Origin of the sequence: Actinocrinis sp., from assembly GCF_035938995.1 — a bacterium.
Taxonomy (GTDB): Bacteria; Actinomycetota; Actinomycetes; order Streptomycetales; family Catenulisporaceae; genus DASZGI01.
Window position 1 is genome coordinate 1 of the sequence record NZ_DASZGI010000320.1, and the last position, 22,931, is coordinate 22,931.

The 22,931-nt window shown below is 71.1% G+C and carries 19 protein-coding genes and 1 riboswitch; of the genes, 11 read left to right on the top strand and 8 right to left on the bottom strand.

Features of this window, described 5'->3' with window-relative positions; all coding sequences use genetic code 11:
- The first annotated feature begins 203 nt into the window (after positions 1 to 203).
- Positions 204 to 2,090 (top strand): hypothetical protein, encoded by a 1,887-nt coding sequence (locus VGZ32_RS22580; RefSeq protein WP_326888153.1) that lies wholly within the window; start codon positions 204 to 206, stop codon positions 2,088 to 2,090.
- 27 nt (positions 2,091 to 2,117) lie between these two features.
- On the opposite strand, the gene paaN is transcribed toward VGZ32_RS22580, so the two are convergent.
- Positions 2,118 to 3,791 carry a phenylacetic acid degradation protein PaaN gene (paaN, locus tag VGZ32_RS22585; protein ID WP_326888154.1) on the bottom strand — a complete coding sequence of 558 codons (1,674 nt, stop codon included), beginning with the start codon at positions 3,789 to 3,791 and terminating at the stop codon, positions 2,118 to 2,120.
- Positions 3,792 to 3,923: 132 nt separating this feature from the next.
- Here paaN and VGZ32_RS22590 point away from each other — a divergent pair, with 132 nt between their 5' ends.
- The 3 genes from VGZ32_RS22590 to VGZ32_RS22600 all read left to right on the top strand — a co-directional run bounded on the left by VGZ32_RS22590 (position 3,924) and on the right by VGZ32_RS22600 (position 6,963).
- Positions 3,924 to 4,562 carry a TetR/AcrR family transcriptional regulator gene (locus VGZ32_RS22590; RefSeq protein WP_326888191.1) on the top strand — a complete coding sequence of 213 codons (639 nt, stop codon included), beginning with the start codon at positions 3,924 to 3,926 and terminating at the stop codon, positions 4,560 to 4,562.
- Between the two features lie 183 nt (positions 4,563 to 4,745).
- Positions 4,746 to 5,897, top strand: coding sequence for a pyruvate dehydrogenase (acetyl-transferring) E1 component subunit alpha (gene pdhA / locus VGZ32_RS22595; RefSeq protein ID WP_326888155.1), 1,152 nt, complete (start codon positions 4,746 to 4,748; stop codon positions 5,895 to 5,897).
- A 1-nt stretch (position 5,898) separates the two neighbouring features.
- The gene (locus VGZ32_RS22600) at positions 5,899 to 6,963 is read left to right on the top strand and encodes an alpha-ketoacid dehydrogenase subunit beta (protein ID WP_326888156.1); all 1,065 of its coding nucleotides are present in this window, start codon (positions 5,899 to 5,901) and stop codon (positions 6,961 to 6,963) included.
- Between the two features lie 19 nt (positions 6,964 to 6,982).
- Here the strand turns inward: VGZ32_RS22600 and VGZ32_RS22605 are convergent, their stop codons facing one another.
- Positions 6,983 to 8,920, bottom strand: coding sequence for a hypothetical protein (locus VGZ32_RS22605; protein ID WP_326888157.1), 1,938 nt, complete (start codon positions 8,918 to 8,920; stop codon positions 6,983 to 6,985).
- A 347-nt stretch (positions 8,921 to 9,267) separates the two neighbouring features.
- Between VGZ32_RS22605 and VGZ32_RS22610 the strand changes: the two genes are divergently transcribed.
- Positions 9,268 to 10,332, top strand: a complete 1,065-nt coding sequence (locus VGZ32_RS22610) for an LLM class F420-dependent oxidoreductase (RefSeq protein WP_326888158.1) — start codon at positions 9,268 to 9,270, stop codon at positions 10,330 to 10,332.
- Between the two features lie 15 nt (positions 10,333 to 10,347).
- On the opposite strand, the gene VGZ32_RS22615 is transcribed toward VGZ32_RS22610, so the two are convergent.
- Complete coding sequence (locus tag VGZ32_RS22615) at positions 10,348 to 10,716, bottom strand: hypothetical protein (protein ID WP_326888159.1); 369 nt, start codon at positions 10,714 to 10,716, stop codon at positions 10,348 to 10,350.
- A gap of 164 nt (positions 10,717 to 10,880) precedes the next feature.
- On the opposite strand from VGZ32_RS22615, the gene VGZ32_RS22620 reads away from it, so the two are divergent.
- The gene (locus tag VGZ32_RS22620; protein WP_326888160.1) at positions 10,881 to 12,641 is read left to right on the top strand and encodes an FAD-dependent oxidoreductase; all 1,761 of its coding nucleotides are present in this window, start codon (positions 10,881 to 10,883) and stop codon (positions 12,639 to 12,641) included.
- Between the two features lie 37 nt (positions 12,642 to 12,678).
- On the opposite strand, the gene VGZ32_RS22625 is transcribed toward VGZ32_RS22620, so the two are convergent.
- Positions 12,679 to 14,049: an aminotransferase class V-fold PLP-dependent enzyme gene (locus tag VGZ32_RS22625; RefSeq protein WP_326888161.1), complete on the bottom strand. Its 1,371-nt coding sequence runs from the start codon at positions 14,047 to 14,049 to the stop codon at positions 12,679 to 12,681.
- A gap of 60 nt (positions 14,050 to 14,109) precedes the next feature.
- Positions 14,110 to 14,222, bottom strand: a riboswitch (SAM riboswitch).
- Between the two features lie 209 nt (positions 14,223 to 14,431).
- Positions 14,432 to 15,883 carry a carbohydrate-binding protein gene (locus VGZ32_RS22630; protein ID WP_326888162.1) on the bottom strand — a complete coding sequence of 484 codons (1,452 nt, stop codon included), beginning with the start codon at positions 15,881 to 15,883 and terminating at the stop codon, positions 14,432 to 14,434.
- Between the two features lie 553 nt (positions 15,884 to 16,436).
- Between VGZ32_RS22630 and VGZ32_RS22635 the strand changes: the two genes are divergently transcribed.
- From VGZ32_RS22635 to VGZ32_RS22645, 3 genes are all read left to right on the top strand, one after another.
- Positions 16,437 to 16,724 (top strand): hypothetical protein, encoded by a 288-nt coding sequence (locus tag VGZ32_RS22635; protein WP_326888163.1) that lies wholly within the window; start codon positions 16,437 to 16,439, stop codon positions 16,722 to 16,724.
- A gap of 4 nt (positions 16,725 to 16,728) precedes the next feature.
- Entirely contained in the window at positions 16,729 to 17,094 is a 366-nt protein-coding gene (locus VGZ32_RS22640) for a hypothetical protein (protein ID WP_326888164.1), read from the top strand.
- Between the two features lie 182 nt (positions 17,095 to 17,276).
- Positions 17,277 to 17,501 (top strand): hypothetical protein, encoded by a 225-nt coding sequence (locus VGZ32_RS22645; RefSeq protein WP_326888165.1) that lies wholly within the window; start codon positions 17,277 to 17,279, stop codon positions 17,499 to 17,501.
- Positions 17,502 to 17,534: 33 nt separating this feature from the next.
- Here VGZ32_RS22645 and VGZ32_RS22650 read toward each other — a convergent pair whose 3' ends face one another.
- A complete protein-coding gene (locus tag VGZ32_RS22650) occupies positions 17,535 to 18,875 on the bottom strand; it encodes a pitrilysin family protein (protein WP_326888166.1) in 1,341 nt (446 codons plus the stop codon).
- Positions 18,876 to 18,878: 3 nt separating this feature from the next.
- A complete protein-coding gene (locus tag VGZ32_RS22655) occupies positions 18,879 to 20,210 on the bottom strand; it encodes a pitrilysin family protein (protein ID WP_326888167.1) in 1,332 nt (443 codons plus the stop codon).
- Between the two features lie 185 nt (positions 20,211 to 20,395).
- On the opposite strand from VGZ32_RS22655, the gene VGZ32_RS22660 reads away from it, so the two are divergent.
- Positions 20,396 to 20,920: a hypothetical protein gene (locus VGZ32_RS22660; protein ID WP_326888168.1), complete on the top strand. Its 525-nt coding sequence runs from the start codon at positions 20,396 to 20,398 to the stop codon at positions 20,918 to 20,920.
- Here VGZ32_RS22660 and VGZ32_RS22665 read toward each other — a convergent pair.
- The gene (locus VGZ32_RS22665) at positions 20,900 to 21,697 is read right to left on the bottom strand and encodes a maleylpyruvate isomerase family mycothiol-dependent enzyme (RefSeq protein ID WP_326888169.1); all 798 of its coding nucleotides are present in this window, start codon (positions 21,695 to 21,697) and stop codon (positions 20,900 to 20,902) included. The genes VGZ32_RS22660 and VGZ32_RS22665 overlap by 21 nt on opposite strands.
- A 356-nt stretch (positions 21,698 to 22,053) precedes the next feature.
- Between VGZ32_RS22665 and VGZ32_RS22670 the strand changes: the two genes are divergently transcribed.
- Positions 22,054 to 22,896 carry a hypothetical protein gene (locus VGZ32_RS22670; protein WP_326888170.1) on the top strand — a complete coding sequence of 281 codons (843 nt, stop codon included), beginning with the start codon at positions 22,054 to 22,056 and terminating at the stop codon, positions 22,894 to 22,896.
- The last annotated feature ends 35 nt before the right edge of the window (positions 22,897 to 22,931 follow it).

The window sequence follows — 22,931 nt, forward strand, 5'->3', positions numbered from 1 at the left end:
GCTAACAATCCGTAGTCGATAGCGCTTGGGCTTCCCGTTTCACCCGATCGGGTGAACATTATGTGGCCTATAGACAACCGCCCCGCTTCTGAGAATGCTGATCCTGCGAATTTCGGGAGGCGGAAGTGGCCGCTGGAACAGCGAGCCGGGGGCAACCCGGATCCATCGAAACAAAAACGGGCACGGGTGATTCAACGACACAATTGTCCGGCGCCGCCGGGCCTCATCCCGGGCGGCTCGTCCTGCTGCGGGACACGTTCGGGATCCTGTCCGTCATGTGCTGCCTTGACGACGGTCTCGTCTTCGACCCCGCATTCCAGCAGGACTACCGCGAGGAGAGCGCCGCGCTGGAAGGCGTGTCGGAGTCCCGTGTCGCCGTGCCGCTGAGCTACATCGTCGACGCCACGGGCCGGATCGTTGCCGTGGTGCGCCGCCACGTGGAGGGCGTCCTGCTGTCGGACGTGCTCGAGCGCATGGCGCGCGGCCTCGACGTACAGACCGCCGCGACAGTCGTCAAGGACGTGCTGACGGCGCTCGTCGCGCTGCACCGGCGCGGCGTCGCGCACCGGTCGGTCGACCCGCTGCACGTCATCGTGGAGCCCCGTGGCGGCAGCGTGCTGATCGACGCGGGACTCCAACCCCGCCCCGGCGACCAGCGCCCGGGCGCCGAGTTTGTCGCCGATCTCGCGGCGGTGCCACAGCTCTTCGCGTCCTGCGTGACCACCGGCCGGCTGCTGCCGAACCCCGACTCGCAACGCTACTTCGCAGCGGGCGAACTCGAAGGGGTGTCGCGCGACCTGTGTCTGGTGCTCGACGAGGCGTGGCGGGCCGGACCGGAGCGCTGGAGCGACGGCAGCGCGGTCGGCGCGATGCTCACCGCGCTCAACGCAGCGGCGTCCGACTGGTTCGACGCCGGCTGGGACGACCGGGGCCGGGAGCGGCTCGCGTCCGCTGCCGCGCAGACGCCGTACCCCGTGCGCGGCAGGTTCTTCGACTTCGTTCCCTTCGCGGACCGTAGAGGGCGCGGCAGGCTGGGGCGCGGCAAGCGGGCCGACGTGCCGTCGGCTGCGGCAAAGGTCCTCGGCCCGGGTCTCACCGAACTCGATCCCGCCGGGAACCCGGCGACGCCGGAGCGTGAAGCGCCGGACTTCATAGGGGCGAACCCCGCAGTGCCGGGTCCAGCGACGTCCGGCACCGGGGGAGCCAGCACCGTGACCGTGTGGTCAACGCTTCCGGACTCCGGCCCCCAGAATCCGGGCGCAGGCGAAGCGCACACGGCCCGGAGATCGCTCAGCACCGTGAACCGGGACCGCGGCATCTCCCAGGCCTGGCAAGCCGTGCTCGCGAACTCGTCCCGGCGCGCGTCCGAATGGCTCGGCGACAACTGGCGCACGGGCGCCGACACCGTGCGCGCCTCAGTCTCCAGCGGCGGTCTGAGGGGCCCACAGCGCAGGACGGCCCGGCGCAGGCTCCGCGTTCTGATATCCCGGATCGCGGTGCCGCTCATCGCGTTCCTGGTGGCGCTGGCGCTCTCCCGAGTCTTCCTCGGCGGGCCTGTCGCCTCCCGGACGACCCACCACGGCAGCCCGGCTCCCTCCCGGTCGCCGATCACGTCGTCGATCCCAGTCGCCGCCCAGCCCTCACTTCCGCCGGCCAGCCCTTCGCCGAGCGCGACGACGACGTCCGCTCCGCCGCCGCCCGCCGTCCAGCCTGCAACCGTCACCCAGTCGCCGGTACCGACCGTGGTCACCTCCGTGTCGATCACCGCGCTCGCCTACTCGGCCACCGCCAGCGGCGAGGCGAACGTGACCGTCGAGGTGCGGACGTCCGGTACCGCTCCGATCAACGTCGCGATCAAGTTCAGCACCATCTACGGCGCTTTCCTGGGCTCGAGCCCGCAGACCGACCAGTTCTCGGAGACCGGCAAGCGGGACTACACGATCACCGACACCTTCCCGGTCGCCACCGTCTGCTCCCGGAACGGCTCCGTGCCGATCGCGACGGTGGACGTCTCCGCGACCGTCCCGGGCACCACCGACGCCCCGCTGACCGCCAGCGGCCAACTCCAGTCGCAGCCGGGGCACTGTTGAGCCGGCCGTGCCGGGAAGCCGGCGGGATCAGGCCGGGCGGCGGCTCTGCACGAAGCGGAACCGCGGCGCGACGAACGCGTGGTCGGTGTACGTACCGTTCGCCGCGGGGTTCAGGCCGGTGCCGTGGTAGTCGGAGAACCCTGACGACTGGTTCATGTAGATACCGCCGGTCAGATTGATCGACAGGTTCGCGCCCGCCGTCCAGGTCGCCTCCTCCGTCGCCGCGATGACATCGGGGGAGGTCGAGTAGACCGCGGCGGTCAGCGCGCCGTGCTCGCGCACCGTGTCCTGGTAGAGCTCGATCGAGTGCGCGGTCGAGTCGGTGGCGATCAGGAACGAGATCGGGCCGAACCACTCGTGCCCGTAGACCTCGGCGTCGGCGGCGTCCACAGCGGCGATCAGCGGCGTGCGCACGGCCGCGTCCGGGAACTCGGGATGCGTGACGGGCCGCGAGGCCAGCACCGTCTTGCCCACTCCCTCGGCGCGCGAAAGCCGCTCCATGACGGCCGGGTTGACCACCGCGCCGAGGATCGCCGTGGCGCGCGCGTCGTCGCCGAGCAGCCGGCCGACCGCGTCGGCGAGATCGGAGGCGAACTCCTCGAAGGGCTTGACCGCTCCGCCGACGCGCACCCCGTCCCGCGGCAGCAGCAGGTTCTGCGGGGCGGTGCACATCTGCGCGGTGTACAGCGACAGCGAGAAGGCCAGGTGGTCGAGCGCGGCCGGGTATTCGTCCTCGTCGAACGAATCGAGGATGATCGTGTTGGTCCCGGCCTTCTCGGTGAAGACCTGAGCCTGCCGCGCGTTGTGCTCGAGCCAGTCGCCGAACTCGTTGGAGCCGGTGAAGTCGATGATCCGGACCTCCGGCCGCAGCGCCAGCGTCTTCGCGATCCCCTCGCCAGGGGCCTCGGCCGCGAGCGCCACCAGGTTCGGGTCGAAGCCGGCCGCCTCCAGTACCCGCCGCGCCGCCGCGACGGTGACCGCCAGCGGCAGGATCGCGTTCGGATGCGGCTTGACCACCACCGCGTTCCCGGTGGCCAGCGAGGCGAACATGCCCGGGTAGCCGTTCCAGGTGGGGAAGGTGTTGCAGCCTACGACCAGGGCGATCCCGCGCGGCGCGGCGATCCACTTCTTCGCCAGCCGGATCGGCGGCCGCGAGCCCTGCGGCTTCTCCCAGATCGCCTGCGAGACGTGCGCGGTCATCGCCGCGTACGCGTACGCGACCGCCTCGAGCCCGCGGTCCTGCGCGTGCGGGCCGGCGGCCTGGAACGCCATGCCGAAGGCCTGACCCGAGGTGTGCATCGCGGCGTAGGCGATCTGGAACGACAGCTCGTTGAGCTCGGTGAGGATCTCGACGCAGACCGCGGCGCGCACTTCGGGACCGGCGTCGCGCCAGGCGGTCATCCCGGCCGCCATCGCGGGCAGCAGCGCGTCGAGGTCGGCGTGCGGGTAGGTGATGCCGAGGTCGAACCCGTATGGTGAGCGCTCCGCGCCGGTGTCGCCGTCGGTGCCCGGCTGGTCGAGCGGGAAGCGGGTGCCGCGCACGGTCTCGAACCAGGCGCGCGCCGCCTCGGCGGCCTCCTTCGGGTAGGCCTTGCTCTGCTCCGGGAAGTGTGAGAAGAACTCACGGGTCCGGATCGCCGCCAGCGCGGCGTCGAGGGTCGGACGGTGGCGGGCGACGAGGTCTGCGGCGTTGCCGGTCATGGGGTTCGGCTCCTCGGTGCGGACGCGGGAAAACGTCGGGTCGGCGCTCTGTTCTACCTGAGCTACAGTAACCGAACGTTCGGTAGTCTCAAGGGTGAAGACGGCGCACTAAAGCGGGAGTCCTCGGTGACGATGTCGGCGCAGAGCGCACGGCGCGACAGCCACACGGTCCAGTCTCTGCTGGCGGTGGCCGTCGAGGTGTTCAACGTGCGCGGCTACGACGGCACGTCGATGGAGGACCTGGCCAAGGCCGCGGGGATCACCAAGTCCTCGATCTACCACCACGTCGCCGGCAAGGAAGAACTGCTGCGGCTGGCGGTGACCCGCGCGCTCGACGGTCTGTTCACGGTGCTCGACGAGCCGCCCGCACGCGAAGGCGCTGCGGCCACCCGATTGGAGTACGTCATCCGGCGCACCTGCGCCGAGCTGATCGAGAACCTGCCGTACGTGACCTTGCTGCTGCGGGTGCGCGGGAACACCGCCGCCGAGCGGGAGGCGCTCGAGCGGCGCCGCGACTTCGACCACCGGGTCGCCGAACTTGTGGCCGAGGCGATCGCGGAGGGCGACCTGCGCGCGGACCTCGACCCCCGGCTGACCTCGCGGCTGGTGTTCGGCCTGGTCAACTCGCTGACCGAGTGGTACCGCCCGCAGGAGCACGGGGTCGGCGGGAGCGGCGAAGCGGACCATAGCGCCGTCGCCGACGCCCTCGTCGCCCTGGTCTTCGACGGTGTCCGGAACCCGGCCGCGCCGAAGACGCCCGGTTTCGCCTGAGGCGCCGCTCCCGCGAGGGTTTAAGCGCGGATTCGGTGGCTGGCCGCAGGATTGTCCCGCGAATGGCCGCCACGCAGTTCATCCCACACTGTGGACACCACCCCGCCCGGTCGCGCAGACTGGGGGCGACAGCGCCCAACCGAACCTTCGGTCGGGAATCGAGTCCGGCCCCGTGGAGACCCCATGACGCTGCTCGACCTACCGCCGGCGACCGGTCCGCACCACCCTGCGGCCACGCCGTTCCGCGCCACCCCGCTCGGAGACACCGACCCGCTCCGCTATCTGGATGAACACGGCGCGCCCGTCGAGGGCGGCCTGCATCCGTCCGAGGAGGAACTGGCCCCGGAACGGCTGATGGCGGTCTACCGCGCGCTACGCCTGGCCCGCGCCTTCGACACCGAGGCGACAGCCTTGGTGATGCAGGGCCACCTCGCCGTATACCCCTCCTCGCGCGGGCAGGAGGCGTGTCAGGCCGCGGCCGCGTTGGCGATCGAGCCGCAGGACTGGCTCTTCCCGACTTACCGGGACACCGCCGCGCTCGCGGTGCGCGGGATCGACCCGGCTGAGGCGCTGACGCTGCTGCGCGGCTCCTGGCACTGCGGATACGACCCCAAGCGGTGGCGCACCGCCCCGCAGTGCACCCCCCTGGCGACCCAGGCTCCGCACGCCGTCGGCCTGGCGCTGGCGGCGAAGCTGTCCGGCGACCCGGTGGTCGCGCTCTGCCTGCTCGGCGACGGCGCGACCAGCGAGGGCGACTTCCACGAGGCCTGCAACAGCGCCGCGGTGTATCAGGCCCCTGTGGTCTTCTTCGTGCAGAACAACCAGTACGCGATCTCGGTCCCGCTGCGCAAGCAGACGCACGCGCTCTCACTCGCGGACAAGGCGGTCGGATACGGAATGCCGGGCGTGCGCGTGGACGGCAACGACGTCATCGCCCTGATCCACGTGCTCGGCGAGGCGGTCCGCAGGGCGCGCGAGGGCGAGGGGCCCACCTTGATCGAGGCGGTGACCTACCGGATTCAGCCGCACACCAACGCCGACGACGCCACCCGCTACCGCGACCGGCACGAGGTCGACATCTGGCTCGCGCGCGACCCGCTGGACCGGCTCGCCAAGTACCTGACCGCGACCGGGAACCTCGACGAGTCCCTCGACGCGGCCATCGGCGAGGAGGGCGCGCGCTACACCGCACGGATGCGCGCCGAACTGGCCGACGAGCCGAAGGTCGATCCGGCCGAGATGTTCGAATACGTATACGCGGCGCCGACGCCGCAACTGCGCGCTCAGCGTCAGATGGTCGAGCAGAGCCTGGCGGCCGACGAGGCGGAGGAGTGACATGACGCCCACCGCAACCGCGACCGCAGCGGACAAGGAGACGGCGGGCGGGGTCCGCACTGCCGGACCCGCGCCCGCGACGGCCGCCCCGAGCAAGACCGTCACCTTTGCCAAGGCCCTGAACACGGCTCTGCGCGACGCGCTCGCCGCGGACGACCGCGTCGTCGTGTTCGGCGAGGACGTCGCCGAGCTCGGCGGCGTCTTCCGGATCACCGATGGACTGGCCAAGGAGTTCGGCGGGCGGCGCTGCTTCGACACCCCGCTGGCCGAGGCCTCGATCCTGGGCACCGCGATCGGCATGGCCATGTACGGCTACCGGCCCGTGGTCGAGATGCAGTTCGACGCGTTCGCGTACCCCGCGTTCGAGCAACTGGTCAGCCACCTGGCCAAGATGCGCAACCGCACCCGCGGCGCGCTGCCGATGCCGGTCGTGATCCGCATCCCGTACGGCGGGGGCATCGGCGGTGTGGAGCACCACAGCGATTCGTCAGAGGCCTACATCGCGCACACGCCCGGCATCCACGTCGTGACCCCGGCAACGGTCGAGGACGCGTACTGGATGCTGCGCGCCGCGATCGCCGCGCCGGACCCGGTGGTCTTCTTCGAGCCCAAGCGGCTGTACTGGTCCAAAGCCGCGCTCCAGCTTCCGGTGACGACCGGCCCGATCGGCACGGCGGCCGTGCGCAGGCAGGGCCGCGACGCCACCCTGATCGCCTACGGGCAAAGCGTCCCGGTGGCACTGGAGGCGGCCGAGCACGCCGGCGAATACGGGTACGACCTCGAAGTGCTCGACCTGCGCTCGCTCGTCCCCTTCGACGACGCCGCCGTGACCGCGAGCGTCGAACGGACCGGCCGCGCGATCGTGGTGCACGAGGCGGCCGGATTCGCAGGCTTCGGCGCCGAGATCGCGGCACGGGTATCCGAGCGCTGCTTCTACCGGCTCGAGGCGCCCGTGCTCCGGGTGACCGGCCTCGACATCCCCTATCCGCCGCCCAAGCTCGAGCACTGGTACCTGCCCAGCGTCGACAGAGTGCTGGACGCCGTCGAGCGCGCGATGGCCGCTTGACGTCTCAGGCCTCGAGGTCTCAAGCCACTGCGCCCTGGTCGAGCCTGCGCACCGGTGCGTCCGGCGTCGTGCCGAACAGCTCCTCGAATGCCGCCGCGGCCGTCCGGCCTTCGTCCGTGGCCGGATCGAGCGGGTCGGCGGCGTGGAACTCGCCCGGCCAGTCCTCGACGGCCAGCGACAGCAGCGCCGGGCCGTCGCCAGCCGGGCGGTTGCGTTCGAGGATTCCCTCGATCCGGTTCGAGGCCAGATACCGGGTCCCGCCTGCGCTCCAGATCCGCAGCAGCAGGCGGCTGGTCTCCTGGCCGCAGCGCACGTCGGCGTACTGCATGCCGTCGAGTGGGCGGGCGGTACGCCACTGGTCCTCGAACTGCTTGTCGGCGAACTGGCCCAGCGGGGTGTCGCCGAAGATCTCCAGGTGCTTGACCCGCGAGGTGCGCCGCCGGTACGGCAGGAAGCCGAGCATCATCCGGTCGTCGACCTCGTGCACGCTGCAGTGCGGCAACCGGTCGTAGAGCCGCGCGTCGAGCACGCCCGGCACGCCGTCCGCCTGCATCTTGCGCGCGATGCGCCGCAGTTCCCTGATATTCGCCTCGATCCTGGTCTCGAACACCGGGTCCTGGATCTCCGCCGCCCGCTCCAGCGCCGCCCGCGTAGTCGGCGCCAGCAGCAGCACCCGTACCCGCACGCCGCGGCTCAGCGCCCGCTCGATCGCGCGCGCGAACGCGGGACCGGCCTCGGCCATGAGCGTCGAGCTGGTGTCCATGAGCCGGATCGAGCGCCGCGCCCCGTCGATCCACTCCATCAGGATCCTGCTGGGCAGGCTCTCGTGCTCCTGCGGCCGGTCTACCGGTGTCACGTCTTCCGACCTGGGCCGCAGCAAATGGAACGCCGCATCGGGGCGCCGAGCGTACTTGGCGTAGTAGCTGGTCTCCAGCGCGGCGAGCACCGCGCCCTCGGTCATGGGTTCGGGCTCGAATACCCCGCTGCCGTGGTCCAGCGCGATCAGCAGCGCCGGGTTCGCATGGAGCGCCGCGTCGACACGCTTCGAGATCACGTACGTCTCGCCGTCGGCGTCCACGAAGCGCACCAGCAGGGTCCGGGTCGCCCGGTCGTCGAGCACGTCGATCGGCAGCAGTTGCGGTACCGGCGCCGCGTCCGTCCAGATCGCCTCGAACTGGTCGTCCGCCTCCCGGCCGAGCTGGGACTTCTTGCCCATCTCCAGCTGCGTCGACTGGTCGGAGTAGTTGTGCGGCGGCAGGAACGCGAACAGCGCCCGGTCGTCCCACCCGTACAGCGCGAACGGCGCGGCGACCGAGTACAGCCGCAGCTCGAGCACGCCGTGCCGGTGGCCGTTGCCGGCCGCCAGGATCGCCCCGGCCAGCTCGCGGAAGTCGGCGATGTTCTCCTGGATCCGGTCGTTGATCCACAAACCGGGCATGGTCTGGCGCAGCTGGAACTCGCGCAGCGCGGAAGCCCCGGTGTTCGGGCTCATCAGCAGTACTCTGATGTTCACGCCGCGGATCGCCGCGTCCCGCAGGGTCCTGATCGCGGCGTCCCGGTCGCTCGCGAACAGGCTGGAGAAGGTGTCCAGGATCCTGATCTCGCGGTTCGCGGCGTGCGCCCGGCGCAGGAACCAGCCGTAGTCCAGCCGCGGGTGCTGGACGATCTGCAGGGCCGCCGCCTGCCGCACGATCGGCTCGATCAGGAACAGCACGACCAGGCCGCCGATCAGGTCCCCGGACGAGTTGAGCAGGAAGTTGGGCCAGAACCCGGCTCGGAACCCAGTCGACCAGGAGGCCGCGGCGAGCCCCGCGATCAGTGCGATGAGCACGAGGAAGGCGGCCAGCCTGGACCGCCGGGACCACCACCCGGCCGGCAGCCGCCGGCGAGACCGGGACTGGGCGGGCTGCTGGTGCTGGGTCGTGACCAGCTCGTCGGGCGATTGCACAGCTGTCACGTCCCCCTGCCTCCCCTTTGCATCCCCTCGAATCCCCAAGCCACCCGTCGTCAGATGTTTGACGACCCTTCGTCAGGATGGCATAGCCGGGCACGGCGTGGGAGGGGAACTGACATGGTTTCAGCCACTCTCGGACTTCAACTCATTGTGCCCGAATGCGTACCCTGTGTAGTCGGCGAAATCCGCTTCCCTTGCCACACGCGATGGAAACACCCTCGGGGTTCCGCCGGTGGTAAGGATGACCTTCCGCCATCGGGTGTCGAGCCGATACGGTTTCGGACGGATGGACCCACACGTGTACATGCTCCGACTTGCGGGGTTGATTTAAGGGGGAGGACGGCGCGGCGGTGAGCGGCGGTCCGCAGGATTCGGCGCGGCGCGTCCCGGCTGCGGCCGGGGCGCACCCGCGGCTGCGCGTCGTGCCGCCGCCCGCGGTCCCCGCCCCGGTCAAAGCCGCCGAACTGGGCGTCCTGGTGGGCGCCCGCGCGGACGGCGACCCGGCCGAGGCCGAGCGGCTGGCCCGGCTGGCGGACAAGCTCGGCTACCGCGAGGTGATGCTCGGCGAGACCACCGGGCACGACGCGTTCGCGCTCGGCGCCGCGCTCGGCCGCGGCCCCGCCGCCCTCTGCCTCGGACCGCTGCCGGCCGCGGTACGCGACCCGGTCACCGTCGCGCGCGGGGCCGCGTCCGTGGCGGCGCTGACCGGCCGCGCGGTCGGCATCGCCCTCGGCGCCTCGACCTCGGCCGTGGTCGAGGAGTGGCACGGGCGGCCCCGCGGCGTCCCGGCCACCGTCGTCGCCGAATCCGCGGCGGTGCTGCGCGGCTCCCGGCCCGGTGCCGGGCTGCTGGCCGGAGCGGAGGTCGACTTCGCCGGCGCGCTGGTGCACACCCGCGGCTTCACCGGCTCGCTGCCCCCGTCCAATGCCGAGCTGTCGGTGCTCGCCTTCGGGGCTGAGCTGACCGAAGTCGCGGTGGCGCGCGCCGACCGGCTCATCGTGCCGATCGGGACCGTCGAGCACTTGGCCCGGTTGCGCGGGCGCATGCAGCTGGCCGCCGAGCGTGCCGGGCGCCAGGCCCCCCGCCTGGCCGTGTGGGTTCCGGCCGCGGTGGACCCGGACGAGCAGGCGCGGCGCGAACTGCTGCGGGCGCTGGTGCCGTATCTGCGGGCGGCCGGGTTCGCGGGCATGTTCGCCGAGGCGGGTTTCAGCGAGCTGGTCCGCCTGGCCCGCTCGGGCGCCCACGTGCGGTCGGTCGTTGCCGCGGCTCCGCCCGAACTGCTGGATTCGGTCGCGGCGGTCGGTTCGGCCGCCTACGTGCGCGCCGCGCTGGCCGAGTACCGCGCGGTCGGCGTCGACGACGTGCTGGTCGTCCCGGACCGCGCCGACACCCTCGCCTCCCTCGCCGGAGCCTGACCGGCCGTCACCTGGTCACTCCTCGTCGCCCTTCGGGGGCGGCCACGGCGCCATCGGCAGCTCCGTGCCGTTCGAACCCGTCGGACGGGATCCGTTCGTGGCCTCGCCGTGCGCGCTCTCCTGCCGGGGGATCTGATACGGCCGCGAGAAGGGCCGGTGGCTGTGCGGCTCCTGCGGCGAATACGGCTGCGGCGGGTAGGTGTCGCGGCCGTTGCCCGCGCCGACCGCCGCCATCTTGCGCTCGCGCCGGGCGACCTTGCGCTCCGTGCGCCGGACCGTGAGCAGCGTCAGGGCGAGGACGAGGGCGAACGAGCCGCCGGCTCCGGCGGCGATGATCAGCCCGGTGGCCGCGCCGTCGGACAGCGCCGCGATCTGCGGGTCCATCGCACCCTCCTTCTCCCGGGACTGCGGGCCCGGCGTACCCGGATGGTGCCCGCACCGGGGAAGACGAACCACGGCACCGAATGGTGGCATCCGGCCGACCCCGCGCGCCCTGAAGGAGGTACTTTCGAGATAAACATCCGTAATTGTCCAGAGAGGCGAGGGCCATGGCTGAGAACGCGCGCATCCCCGCGGTGCTGCTCGCCGACCCGGACCCGGTGCGGCGCGACGAGACCGTCGACAGCCTGCGCGTCCACCTGGGCGTCGGCTGCCGGGTCATCGGCACGGGCGGCCTGCGCGAGGCCGCCGACGTGCTGGCGCACCTGACCGGCGAGGGTACGGCCGTGGCGCTGGCCGTCGGGGTGCACCGGCTGCCCGACGGGACCGGCGTCGAGCTGTTCGGCCACATCCGCGCAGCCTCTCCGGCAACCAAGCGGATCCTGCTGACCACGATGGACCAGGCCGACGCCGCGCTTCAGGCCATCAGCCAGTCCCAGGTCGATCAATACGTGGTGCTGCCCGCCTACCCGCTCGAGGACCGCCTCTTCCCCCTGATCGACGACCTGCTCGCCGACTGGTTCGCGCAGCACTCCGCCGCGCAGGTCGGGGTGACCGTGCTCGGGCACCGCTTCTCCGCCACCTCCTACCTGGTCAAGGACTATCTCGCGCGCAGCCTCGTCCCGTTCACCTGGTTCGACCTGGCCGACGACCCGGAGGCGCAGAGCCTCGCCCGCGACCTGAACCTGCCGCACCCGGCGCCCACGACCGTCCTGCTCGACGACGGCCGGGCGCTGTACGACCCGACGATCGCCGAGCTCGCCGCGGCCCTGGGCCTCACCCAGGAAGCCACGCGAGACCAGTACGACCTGGTGATCGTCGGCGGGGGACCGGCCGGGCTGGCCGCGGCCGTATACGGGGCCTGCGAGGGCATGTCGGTGGTCGTGATCGAGGACGACTGCCCCGGCGGCCAGGCGGGGACGACCGTCCACGTCGACAACTACCTCGGCTTCCCGGCCGGGCTCAGCGGCGCCGACTTCGCGCACCGCGCCCTCGCCCAGGCCCGGCGGCTCGGCGTGGAGTGGTGCAGCGCGAAGGTCGCCACCGGCTTGCTGCCCCAGGCGGGCGCCCACCGGGTCGTGCTCGACGACGGAAAGGCGGTGGTCGGCCGCGCGGTGTTGGTCGCCACCGGCATGACCTGGCGCAGGCTGGACGCGCCCGGTGTCGACGACCTGGTCAACGCCGGGGTGTACTACGGAACCTCGGTCGCCGAGGCCAAGCAGACCGCGGGCGAGGACGTGGTGATCGCCGGGTCCGGGGACGCGGCAGGCCGCGCGGCGCTGCGGTTCGCCGAGCACGCCCGCTCGGTGACGATGGTCGTGGCCGAGGCGACGCTCGGCGAGGCCGCGCTCTCGGAGCGGCTGGCCCGACAGGTCGAGGCGCACGAGCGGATCACCGTGCGATGCGGTACCGAGATCGGCGAGGCGCGCGGCTACGGACGCCTGGAGAAGGTCGTGCTCCTGGACACGGCTAAGGGCACCACCGACGTGATCGCCGCGGGCAGCCTCTACGTGCTGATCGGCACGGTCCCCTTCTCCGGCTGGGTGAGGGACGTCGTGGGTCTGGACGAGTTCGGCTTCGTGCTGACCGGCACCGAGGTCGTCCGCCGCCCCGAGCTGCTGCCCACGGCCTGGTCGGTGGACCGCCCACCGCTGCTCACCGAGACCTCCGTACCCGGCGTGTTCGCGGCCGGCGATGTGCGCGCCGGATCGGTGAAGCGGATCGGCTCGGCGGTCGGCCAGGGCGCCGTCGCGGTAGCCGCGATCTCGCAGTACCTTGACACCCTCGGCGACGACGAGCGGCCGCTCGGCCTCGACGAGTTCGACCTTCCGCCGCGCGAGCAGCCGAGCGAGGAGATCGACGAGGACTGATCGCGAAGCAGCCCTGCTCGACTCACCTGACTTCCCCTCACGCACCTTCACACGGCGACGCGACCCCCGCTCCCGGCCCCGCGAAGTCCGGCAGCCCTCGGGGATCGTCCACCGGTGCATAGCGGCCGTCGCGCACCTCATACTGATGATCCGGTCTGCAGCGCAGCAGCTGTTCGAGCGCTGCGACCAGCCGGTCCACGTCCGCGAGCGTCGACCCGACGCCGAACGAGGCACGCACGGCGCCGTCTCGGCCGAGCCTGAGCCGGGCCAGCAGCGGATGCGCGCAGAATCGGCCGTCGCGCACGCCGATCGCGTGCTCCGCGGACAGATACGCGGCGACCAGTCCCGCGTCGTATCTCGCGACGGTGAAGGCGACGACCCCGATGGCCTCCTCGGCATCAGGCCAAATTTTCAGAACACTGATCTCCGCGTACTGTGCCAGTCCGACGAGCAGCCGCTCCCGCAGCGCCGTCTCGTGCGCCTCGACCGCCGCGCCGCCGGCCTCGGCCAACGTTTCGCAGGCCTTTGCCAGCGCGGCCGCCCCGAGCACGTTGGGCGTGCCCGCCTCGTGCCGCGCGGGCGCCGCCGCCCAATCAGTGCTCTGCGTCGTCACCTCACGCACCGCACCGCCACCGGCAAGGTACGCCGGTGCGGCGTCCAGCCAGTCTCGGCGTCCCACCAAAACCCCGGCCCCATACGGCGCGTACAGCTTGTGCCCGGAGAACGCGAGGTAGTCCACGCCCCAGTCGGCCAGCGAGATCCGGCGGTGCGGAGCCAACTGCGCCGCGTCCACGGCGACCCGGGCCCCGTGCCGATGCGCGATCGCGGCGATCTCCCGGACCGGGAGCACCTCGCCGGTCACGTTGGACGCTCCGGTGACGGCCACCAGCGCGGTCGGCGTCAACCGAAGCGCGTCGTCCAAGTCCCGCAGCGTCTCGCGCAGCGTCGGAGCGGCTTCCAGAACCACGTCACCGCGCCGCTGCCAGGGCGTCAGATTCGCATGGTGCTCGATGTCGAGGTAAAGCACTGATCCGCCCGAGGGCACCGCAGACGCGAGCAGGTTCAGCGCATCGGTCGTGTTGCGCACGAACACCACCACGTCGTCCGGCCGGGCGCCGACGAACCGGCCGACGCAGGCGCGCGAGTTCTCCAGCAGCGCCGTGGACACCTGCGAGGCATAGCCCGCGCCGCGATGGACCGAGGCGTAGTACGGCAACGCCGTGGCCAGATGCGAGGCGACAGTGCCCAAGGCAGGAGCCGAAGCGGCGTAGTCCAGGTTCGCGTAGCGCAGGCTCCCGCCGGTCACCAGCGGAACCTGCAGATCCGCGCCGACCACGGGACACAGCGCCTGGCCACCGGCCGACGCGTCAGCAGCGAAAACAGCAGTCGTAGACGTGCGAGTAGACACGACACCCCTCACGGGTCCGGGAACCCGCCGAAGTGCCGAAGAACGACCACGACCGAGGCGGATCCGCGCTTGCCGCGCGGCTCCCGCGCGACCCGGTCTCCGTCCGGGGCACCCCATCGCGGTGGAAGGGTTGCCGGCCAGCAAGCCGGGGCTTCGCGCTGGCACTCATGACCTTGGACCGGAGGCTAGCACACGCCGCCGGGACCCCCGCAACCGCGTTCCGCCATCCGGCCGCCCATCCACAAGACCGGAGCGGCCGCGCCCAGCGTGCGCGGCCGCTCCGGTTACCGCTCCACTCCAGATGGGCCGGGGACGGGCGGCGCCCCGCCCCCGGCCCGGTTCGGTGAGCCGTGATCGCCGAGCGGCGATCGCCGGCTGTGTATCAGTGCGGCGGGAAGCTGAAGTAGTGCAGGCTGACGTACGGCGGGTTGCCGCCGGCGCCGGACTGGAACTCCAGATAGACGTTGTGCACGCCCGTGGTCTGGGTGATGTTCGCCGGGATGGTGCGCCAACTCGACCAGCCGCCGGTGTTCGCGATGGCGAAGTTGCCGATCGGCGCGTTGTTCGGGTTGTCCAGCACCACGTTCACCAGGCCGCTGACGCCGCCGGCCGCCCCGGAGGCCACCCGGGCGTCGAACTGGCTCGACCCGGAGCCGAAGTTGATGCCGTTGTACTCCAGATACTTCCCGTTACTCAGCTGCGCGGCCTGGTTGCCGTCCACGCCGGCCGGGTTCGAGTCGCCCGTGGCCGGGGTCACCGTCACCCCGCCCTGCGAGGAGTTGAAGCAGTCCGCTGAGATATTCGACGTGGCCGTGGTCGTGCACGACGGGCCGCCGCCACCACCGCCGCTGGACGACGGACTCGGCGACGGCGACGCGGAAGCCGAGGCACTGGTCGATGCGCTCGGGGAGGTGGTCGCGCCGGTGGTCTCGTAGACCGCGACGTAGTCCACGCTCATCCCGGCGCCCGACGAGGTGGCGCCGCTGGGTGAGCTGCAGCCGCAGATCGCGTTCGGGTACGCGCCGCCCATGGCGAGGTCCAGGATGACGAAGAAGCCGTGGTCGACGGCGTTCGCCCAGGTGGTGGCGTCGACCTGGCTCTGGTTGACGGTGAACTGCAGCCCGCCGTCGGTGTAGAAGCGCAGTTGCTCGGCGCCGGCGTGGGTGCGGTCCACGATGACCGAATAGGTGTGGTAACCGGTCTGGCAGCCGCCGCAGGACAACAGCCCGCTGCTGATGCCGGTGGTCTCATTGCAGGGGCCGCCGGGGTCGACACCGCAGTGGAAGGTGTGTGAGACCTCGCTCAGCGCATTGACATCCTCCATGATGTCGAGTTCGCCGATGCTCGGCCAGTTGGTCGCCCCGACCGGACGGGCGGCCGCGCCCATGGCCCAGAACGCCGGCCAGTAGCCGAGGCCGTTGCCGGGGTTGGGCTGCTCGATCGAGGCGGTGATCTCCATCTCGCCGCCGACCGGCGCGGCGAAGTCGGTGCGCTGGGTCTCCACCCGGCCCGAGGTCCACGCCCCGCCGTTGTTGAGAGGCTTGATGACCAGGTGGCCGTTGCCGTCCTGGTAGACGTTGGCGGTGGAGTTGGTCATCGTCTCCACCTCGCCGGTGCCCCAGTTGCCGGCGCCGCCCGGGTAGCTGGTGCCGAGGTCGTAGAGCCAGTTGGCGGTGTTCAGGCCGGACCCGGCGGGACCGTTGAAGTCGTCGCTGAAGACGGTGGTCCAGCCGGGCGGCGGGGCGGGCACTGCGGCCGAGGCGGCCCCAGGCGTCGCTACCACGGTGAGAACTGCGGCGATCGGAGCGATCGCAGCGACGATCGCCAGTACCACACGGCGTCGTCCTTGTGCAGGTTGCAGCATCTTTGCTCCTGCGTAGGTAAAGGGGAAACGCCGCGCCGTAAACGTTTCCGGAAGCTGTAGCGCTGAGTATGAGACCCGATCCCGCGCACGTCAACGGTTGTTGCGCAACATGCACCCGATCGGCGCGATACCCGCGAGCACCTCAGCAAGCCGAGTGAGCTCGCGCGCACCTACGAGCTCTGACCGCGCAGCAGGTCACCGAGGTACGACAGCCTCAGCGCCCCATTCCCGGAGCCGATCCAGCCTCGTTGCCGCACCCAACCAAATCTGCCGCCACGGTGGCGATGTCCTCACCCTGACCGCGTGGCCGGGCTACGGCAGGCAGCGCCGGGAGCCCCCGCAGCGTAGCGAGGAGGCGACCGGCGCGTTCCAGGCCGCGGAGCGGAGGGAGGGTGGGACTCAGTGCCGGCGAATGCCGGCCGGCCCGACGGAATGCCGCGGTCGACACTACGACATCCGCATGTGTGTAGCCTGCGTTGCTGAGGTTCTAGTACCCAGGTACCATGCGGTACAGGAGGTGCACATGACCACGACTACCGGCGAGGCCAAGCGGCAGGCGCCCTTGAAGGTAGACCCCGCGACCGATGAGCTGATTTCCCAAGCTGCGCACTTCCTCGGCATGACCAAGAAGGACTTCGTCGCCGAGGCCGTCCGCGCGTACCTGGAGCAGCGCCGTGAGGAGATCCGCCGTGGAATGGTCGAATCCATGAGGCTCCTGGACGGCTCTCTCACCTCAAGCGTCGCCATGCTGACCGGCCTTTCGCCCGAGCGCATCGAGCAGCTTGGTGGCGTCGGCGATTGGGACGAGTGATGCCGTGTCCGTCCGCCCCACCCTTCGATGCCTGACTCAGGACCTCGGCCTGCCCCTTCCCTCGGCTCGCGTACTGCTTGACGACGTCGAGCATCCGCTGCTGCAAAAGTCAGCCGAACAATTTGCGGATGCTGACACTCCCCATGAGCGCATCCGTGCCATTGATGACGCCGTCCTGTTCAAAGCCAAGGTAGGCCGCTGGCGTGGCGCGATATTCGTGGGGGACGAGCATGACATCGTCCACGCGTGGCTGGTTGCCGCCGGTACTCGTGAGGACGGCTCGCCTGAGGATTTCTACGCGACACTTCGCGAGCAGTGCCGCGCCGCGCCGCGCGTCAGCGATACAACGCCGAACACGAACGCCCGCTGACGACGGACACTCATAGTGCCCACTTGCTACCCGGTCCCGACGATCATGATCGATATCAATTGGAAGCCGCGACTCGGTTCGCCCTCCGATTGGATAGGACGGTAGGTGACCTCCTCCGTGGATCACTGCGTGATGGTCATGAACACGCGGCCGACTTCGCGGGATTTCGTTTGGGTGTTCAGGTGCGCGCCGACCAGGGACACGAGACCTACGTGGCGATCCGTGTCACCGGTTCGGTTCCGCAGAACCTGACTGCGGTGATCCTGCATCGTGTCCCCGGCTGCTCGACTGACGCCTGGTTTCCGGAGTACGCCCTTCCCGAGCGCGAACTTCTGCCCGCAGAGCAGGTCTGGTCGAACCTGATGGATCCAAAGGCCGCCGCCCGGTTGCTTGACGAAGAGGCCTGATACGGAAACGGCGGAGCCGGGCCGTGCTGTCGGCTACAGCGCCAGGGCGGCGAGCGGGCCGCCCACCACCGAGGCGTCGCCCTCGACCGCGACGACCAGGCCCTCCGGGCGCAGCGCGGCGCGGACGGCGGCGTTGACGTCGTCCAGGGTGACCTCGAGCAGGCGGGCGTGCTCGAGGGTGACGTAGTCCTCGGGCAGGCCGTGGCGGACCATCTCGACCAGGCGGGAGCCGACCGCGCCGGCGGTCTGCAGGCCGATCGGGGTCGCCCCGGCCAGGTACGCCCGGGTCTTGTCCAACTCGTCGCTGGTCGCTCCGCCGTCGATGAACTCGCGGATGACGCGCAGGGAGTCGGCCACCGCGTCGGCCGTCGCGTCCGTACGGACGTCGGCCGACGCCGTGAACTGGCCGATCGGGCGGCCGAAGTCGAATCCGGCGTGCGCGCCGTAGGTGTAGCCCTTGACCTCGCGCAGCTCGTGGTTCAGCCGGGAGGTGAACGAACCGCCGAGGATGGTCGCGCCGACGCGCAGGGCGACCACGTCGAGGCCCTGCTCCGCCGCCTCTGCGCGGGTGGGCGTGCTGTGGCCGATGCGCAGAGTGGACTGCACGGCTCCCGGCCGGTCCGCGAGGGCGAGGCGGTCGGGGGCCCGGACCGGCTCCGGCCTCGGCGCGGCGCCGGCCGTGGCGGCGGGGCTGTCGCCGAAGATCGCGCGGCCGAGTGCGGTCAGGTCGAGCTGCTCCAGGTCGCCGACGATCAGCAGGGTGCCGGCCTCGCGCAGCCAGGTCGCGTGGAAGGCGCGCACCGCCTCGGCGTTGAGGGCCGCGGCGGTCTGCGGATCGCCCCCGGCCAGCCTGCCGAAGCGGGTGTCGGCGCCGTACAGGGCGCCGCGCAGGGCCGCCTGGGCGCGCGGGCCCGGGCGGGCGAAGGACTCGACCTTCGCGGCCACCAGGTCGGCGAGGTAGCGCTTCACGTCGGTGTCGGTGAAAGCGGGGGTGCGCACCGCCTCGGCGAGCAGGTCCGCCCCGGCCGCCGCCTCGGCGACCGGCAGGTCGATCGACAGCCGCACCGTCTCCCAGCCGGTGTCCACCGACCAGCTTCCGCCGAGCGACTCGACCGCGGTGCCGAAGTCGTCGGCGCTGCGCTTGGCGGTGCCCTCGTCCAGGAGCCCGGCGGTGGCCCGGGCCAGCCCGTCGAGACTGTCCGGCTCGCGCAGCGCGCCGTTGCCGAGCAGCAGGGAGAGCCAGGCGATCGGCTGCCCGGGCAGGTGCGCGGCGAGGATCCGGCCGTTGCCTACCTCGAGGGTGTGTACCTCAGGGAACACGTAGGGCCGCGGCGAAACGGCATCGGGACGCGCGGCCAGCACGCTGTTCGACACGTCTCAAGCCTCCGGGTTCTGGGTCGTCGACGGTGCGTCGGCGGGCGTGGGGAGGTAAGCCAGGGTGATGCGGTTGTCGGGGGCGAACATCCGTCGGGCGGCGTCCCGCACCTGGTCGGCGGTGACCTCGAGCAGCTCCGGCAGGCGCTGGGACACGGTCAGTGCGTCGCCGAACAGGGTGGCGTGCTTGCCGAGCAGGTCCGCCCGCGAGCCGACGGTCGCCAGCTCCCGGGACCAGTCGGCGGTGAGCATGGACCGGGCCCGGTCCATCTCCTCGTCGCCCACCCCGTCCGCCGCGACAGCTTCGCAGACCTCGAAGAATGCCGCCTCGAGTTCCTCGAGCGAGACGCCGTCGCGCGGGGTGGCCATGCCGGTGACCATCGAGGCGTAGAACGCGCGCTGCCAGGAGCCGAGGTAGCCGCCCTCGGCCTGGGCCAGGCGTCGGGCGGTGACCAGCTCGCGGAACAGCCGGCTGCCGCGCCCGCGGCCGAGCACGACGGTGAGCACGTCCTCCGCCGCGGCGCCGGGAGTGGCGAACCTGCCGGCGCGGAAGGCGAAGAACAGGCGCGGCAGCGGGACGGACTCGGCCAGCTCGATCCGCTCGGTGCGACCGAACGACGGGCCGAGGTCTTCAGCGCGCGGAGGCTCGGGGCGCGGGCGTGGGGCGAGTTTGCCGAAGTAGCGCTCGGCCAGTTCGCGCACTTCGGCGGCACTGGCGTCGCCGACCACCGTCAGCACGGCGTTGTCGGGGGAGTAGTAGGACTCGTAGAAGGCGGTGAAGTCCTCGAGCCGGGCCCCGTCGAGCTCCTCCATCGAGCCGATGGTGGAGTGGTGGTACGGATGGCCCTCCGGGTAGGCCAGCTCCCCGATCAGCTCGTGCCAGCGCCCGTACGGCACATTGTCATATCTCTGACGCCGCTCGTTCTTCACCACCTCGCGCTGGTTGTCCAGGGTCTCCTGGGTCAGCGCGAGCGCGCCCATCCGGTCGGCCTCCAGCCACAGCGCGGTGGCCAGCGCGGCGGACGGCACGGTCTGGAAGTAGTTGGTCCGGTCGGAGCTGGTCGTCGCGTTGATCGCGGAACCGCCCACCGCCTGCAGCGCCCCGAAATGCTCGCCCTTGCCGACCTGCGCGGACCCCTCGAACATCAGGTGCTCGAAGAGGTGCGCGAAGCCGTGCTTGCCGGGCGGCTCGTGCCGCGAGCCCACGTCGTACCAGAGGTTGACCGCGGCGATCGGGGCGGAGGCGTCGGGGCCGACCACGACCCGCAGGCCGTTGTCGAGGGTGAACTGCTCGACCGGCCAACCGAACCCGGACGTGCGCGCCGAGTATGTCACCCGCGACCCCCCAGTTATCGTGTGGAGCTCCAGACGTTCTGATGGTCAGCATAAGGGCACGACCGGCGCGACGCGGGCACGACGGAGGTTGGGTCTTCTCCGGTGCGGGAAGATCTCCCCGAGGGGTGATACACGGGGATTCGACCCAGGGGATTTATCATCGGGGGGATTGAGGAGCGCGGACAATGAGAGATCGCGGTGCGGGCCGGCTGGTGCCCCGATGGGTCATGATCTTCTTCATCGTCGCCGCCGTCGTGCTGATCCCGTGGATCGTGCTCCTGTTCGGGGACACCTCGGCCCAGTTCGGCGTGACCAAGCACTCGCGGCTGGTGTGGGGCGGCTTCGACTGCTTCCTGGTGCTCGGATTCGCGGTGACGGCCTACCGGATCGCCACCCACTCGCCGCGCGGCGCGATCACCGCCGCCGCGACCGGCACGATGCTCCTCGTCGACGCCTGGTTCGACATCCTGACCGCACGACGGCCCACCGCCGAGCTGACCGCGGTCCTCATGGCCGTGTTCGCCGAGATCCCGTGCGCGATGATCTGCTTCTTCGTGGCGCGGCGGATCGTGCACCTCTTCGAGCAGGTCCGGCCATACCTGGCCGCCGAAGGCTTCCGGGTCGTCGACGGGCAGCTGGTGCCGCCCGCCGACGTGGCCAAGGTGTCCGAGCCCGTGCCCGATTCCGAGCTAGAGCGCCGAGTTGGCTGACCAGTGGGCCAGCAGCGAGGTGTCGCCGAACACCTGCAGCTCGTTCTGGGAGCGCCGCCCGTAGGCGAAGAGCGCCAGGTCGTGGATGGTGCCGCGGACCGCCACAGCGCCCTTCACATGCGCCCGTGACCAGCGGAAGCCATGCGGCTCCAGGGTGATCAGCCACTCGCCCGGCAGGCTGGAGCCGTCCAGGTCGGTGGCGTGCAGGTGGATCGTCTCGCCGTCGCCGCGCAGTTCGCGGATGCGCGGACGGAAGCTCGCCGCGGCGGGCAACAGATCCAGCAGCTCGTCGATGATGTCCACCGCCACCGCGGGCTCGATCGGGCTCTCCAACCCGGCGGCCACCTCGACGTCCACGCGGTGGATGGTGGTCTCGTTGAGCATCCGCCGGATCCAGAAGCGCACGTGCTTGTCCTTGCCCCAGGCGAACATCGGGGCGTCCGGGTCGGCCGCGCGCAGCGTCGCGACCAGGTCGTCGCCCTGACGCAGGAACCAGGCGGGCACCCCGGACCAGTCGGCGGGGGCGGCCAGATCGATCGAGCGCGGATCGATCCGTGTCGTGGCCAGGTCGCGAACCATCAGGGTGGTGCGCAGGTGGACGCGGGCGACGTGGTCGATCAGATCGGCCAGCGTCCAGCCCGGGCAGGCGGGAATCGGCGTGCGCTTGTCGGTTTCGGCCGCCAGATGCGCGATGCGGCGGATCTCGCTTGCGAGGAGATTGAGCGCGTCCATGGGCGGAACTGTCTGGCTGCGGGGCGTCGGGGCGAGGGTGGGCACCGGTGGGCTCCTTAGGATCGGTCTTGCTGAGCGAGTACACGCTTGTGGCGGCGCCCTCGCACGGCGCCGCCGGCGTCGTTGCGGCGAGATCGGTCGGTGGGCTCGAAAGAAGGGTGGTAAGGCTGGTCTTCCCCGGTTCGGGGACTCGCCATGCCTTCCGGGAGGTTTTCCTTCAAGCTTGGGGCCAACGCCTGCTGAACGCCACGTGACGTCCGTCTCTTCCGGCATCCGGCGTTGCCCCTTTGCACACGGCTATGCGCGTGATGCCCGCGTTAGGCCGCTCTCTCCAATATGGTGGTCGGGCGGTCTGTGACGTATTTCGCATATCTTCGGGCATCGAAGGGTCTGGAGTCTTCGTGGGTTGGGGTCTCGCTGCGGCCTTGGTGGCGTGCGTCTGCTACGGCGTCGCCTCGGTGCTTCAGGCCGTCGGCGCGCGCAGAGTCACATCCTGCGAGGGCGTCGACCCCAAGCTTCTGGTCCGGGTCATGCGCTCGCTGCCCTTCGTCGGCGGCCTCGCCCTCGACACGGTCGGCCTCGCCTTCAACCTCTACGCTCTTCGAACGCTGACTCTCTTCACGGTGCAGGCCGTGGTGAACACGAACCTCGCGGTCACCGCGGTGATGTCGGTGATCCTGCTGCGCGTGCGGCTGGGCGGCCGGGACAGGCTCGGCGTCGCGGCGGTGGTCTGCGGGCTGGTGTTGCTCGGCGTGGCCTCGGGGCCGGAGGGCGGCGGCAGATTCGACTTTCCGCACCGCTGCGGGCTTCTCGTCGGCGCGGTCGTGCTCGCCGCCGCCTCGCTGATCATCGGCAACGTGTACCGCAAGTCGCACCCGGCGATCCTCGGCGCGCTGGCCGGGTTCCTGTTCGGTCTGTTCGGGATCTCCGTGCGGGTGCTGCCCTCGCTGTCTCCCGCGCACCTGGTGACCGATCCCGCGACCTACGCGGCGATAGCGTCCTCCGTGACCGGGTTCCTGTTCTTCACCACCGCGTTGCAGCGCGGATCGGTCACCGCCGCGACCGCCGCGCTCGTCGTCGGGGAGACCGCGGTGCCCTCGCTGGTCGGCCTCGTCCTGCTCGGCGACACGACTCGGGTGGGGTTCGCACCGCTCGGCATCGCCGGGTTCCTGCTCGCCGTCGGCGGCGCGCTCTCCCTGTCCCGGTACGGCGAGATCGGGGAGCCGACCGGTCCGGTCGTTTGAGCAGCGAGCGTTTGAACACCGGTCGCCTGATCACA